This window comes from Stenotrophomonas pictorum JCM 9942, from assembly GCF_001310775.1.
Lineage (GTDB): Bacteria > Pseudomonadota > Gammaproteobacteria > Xanthomonadales > Xanthomonadaceae > Stenotrophomonas > Stenotrophomonas pictorum.
Map to the genome: position 1 here is coordinate 1 of NZ_BAZI01000414.1, position 2,193 is coordinate 2,193.

Annotated in this window: 1 protein-coding gene; it reads left to right on the top strand. The window is 67.4% G+C overall.

The genetic code is table 11. From position 1 onward, the window contains the following. Positions 1-2,107, top strand: a 2,107-nt coding sequence (locus tag JCM9942_RS14435; RefSeq protein ID WP_054660524.1) for a TonB-dependent receptor domain-containing protein, incomplete at its 5' end; no start/stop codon positions are given. Between the last annotated feature and the right edge of the window lie 86 nt (positions 2,108-2,193).

Genomic DNA, 2,193 nt, shown 5'->3' on the forward strand with positions numbered 1-2,193 from the left:
CAACAACACCTATGGCGGCCTGTGTCCGCTGGCCCGCGACGCCGACGGCAACCCCATCCCCGGCTCGGCGACCTGCAACATCACCCTGCCCAACGACGCCAGCTTTGCCGGCGGCGCCCGTTTTCCCGACGACTTCATCCGCTTCGGCACCGCCAACCGCTTCAACTTCGCCCCGTACAACCTGCTGCTGACCCCGAACGAGCGCAAATCCGTGTTCGGCCAGGTGCGCTTCGAGTTCACCCCCACGCTCAGCGGCTGGGCCCGCGGCCTGTACAGCGAGCGCGACTCGGCCAACCAGGCCGCGCCCGAACCGATCTTCCTGGGCACCGATGCCGGCGTCTACAACGAGTGGGCCGAAACCAAACTGGTGATCGCCGCCAACAACCCGTACAACCCGTTCGGTTTCGACCTGAGCACGATGGGCGCCAACCCCAACCTGTTCCTGCTGGGCCGGCGTCCGGTGGAGGGCGGCCCGCGCCGCTACGAGCAGGAGGTGAAAACCTGGTACGCCGCCGCCGGGCTGGACGGCACCTTCGAGGTCAACCAGCGCACCTGGAACTGGGACATCAACGCGATGACCAGTGAAAGCAAGGCCACCCAGACCAATACCGGCAGCTACAACATCAAGCACATCAACCAGGCTCTGGGCGATCCGGCCGCGTGCGCGGCCATTGCCGGCTGCGTGCCGCTGAACCTGTTCGGCGGGCCGGGCACCATCACCCCGGAGATGCTGGCGTGGATCTCGCCGATCGTGCGCGACCGCAGCAAGAACACCCTGAGCCAGGCCTCGGCCAACCTCACCGGCGAGCTGTTCGACAACTGGGCCGGCGCGGTGTCCTTCGCCGCCGGTGCCGAATGGCGCCGCTACAAGGGCGAATACCACCCCGACCCGATCACCATCGCCGGCGAGTACAACGGCGTGCCCTCGGGGGCGACCATCGGCAGCTATTCGGTGAAGGAGGCCTATGTCGAATTCGACGTGCCGCTGGCGCGCGAAGGTTTCTGGGGCAAGAGCCTGGACCTGAGCATTGCCGGGCGCTACTCGGACTACTCCACCTTCGGCGGCACCAACACCGGCAAGCTCGGCCTGCGCTGGCAGCCGGCCGATGAACTGCTGCTGCGCATGTCCTTCGCCCAGGGCTTCCGCGCCCCGTCCATCGGCGAGCTGTACGGCACGTTGAGCCGCTTTGACGCCACCATCGTCGACCCCTGCAACAACGCCGCCTCCACCACCCCCAAGTGCGTGGCCGACGGCGTGCCGCCGGGCTACGAGCAGGCCAACCCGCAGATCTCGGTGGTGACCTCGGGCAACCGCGCGCTGGAACCGGAGGAAAGCCGTTCGTTCATGGCCGGCGCGGTGTGGAGCCCGGGCTGGGCCGAGGACAGCGGCTGGGCCAGCAAGCTGGACCTGGGGGTGACCTTCTACCGCCACACCATCGGCAAGGCGATCCAGGCCCCGGACGCGCAGGCGATCATGGACCGCTGCATCGACAGCCGCGATCCGGTGGCCTGCGCCAGCTACACCCGCAACGACCGCGGCCAGATCATCCGCTTCGAGGACATCCTCGCCAACCTCGGCACGATCAACACCAGCGGCTGGGATTTCAGCGCGCACTGGTTGCTGCCGGAAACCGGCTGGGGCCAGCTGGGCTTTGACTGGAAGGCGACCTGGGTGACGCGCTACGAGCTGGTCAACGAGTCCGGCCAGGCCGAGCCCAAGGGCCCGGGCGTGGAGACCAATGACAGCGCGATTCCGGAGTGGAGCTCGACCCTGGCCGCCAACTGGGATTTGGGCAACTGGAACGCCAGCTGGACGCTGCGCTACATCGACCGCCTGCGCGAGAGCTGCGCCGGCGCCAACGGCTTCGACATCTGCACCGATAGCGCCAACGACCTGCACTGGCTGGGCGCCACCACCTACCACGACGCCCAGCTGAGCTGGCGCACCGAAGCATGGATGAAGGGCGTGAAAGTCAGCCTCGGGGTGAACAACGTGTTCGACAAGAACCCGCCGATCTGCCTGAGCTGCACCCTCAACGGCTACGACCCGGGCACCTATGACCTGCCCGGCCGCTACACCTACGCCCGGCTCAGCCTGGATTTCTGAGTCGCCTTACCGGCAAAGGAAAAGGGAGCCGCAAGGTCCCTTTTCCGTTGCACCTCCCGCGCGGCTCAGCGGGTGGGGTCGGCGTC